General features: G+C 70.3%; 1 protein-coding gene. It reads right to left on the reverse strand.

Annotated elements, in window-relative coordinates:
* On the reverse strand, positions 1 to 202 hold a 202-nt coding region (locus IG05_RS43490), incomplete at both ends, for a hypothetical protein (protein ID WP_037816146.1).

Below are 202 nucleotides of genomic sequence, written 5' to 3' on the forward strand. Positions count from 1 at the left end.
GATCATCTTGATGACGCCGCCGACGCCGGCTGCTGCTTGTGAGTGGCCGATGTTGGATTTGAGGGAGCCGAGGTACAGCGGCTGGCCGTCCGGCCGTCCCCGGCCGTAGGTGGCGAGGAGGGCCTGGGCTTCGATGGGGTCGCCGAGGCGGGTGCCGGTGCCGTGTGCCTCGACGGCGTCGATGTCGGTGGTGTCCAGGCCG

It is taken from the genome of Streptomyces sp. NRRL S-1022, from assembly GCF_000720135.1.
In the GTDB taxonomy this organism is placed as follows: Bacteria; Actinomycetota; Actinomycetes; order Streptomycetales; family Streptomycetaceae; genus Streptomyces.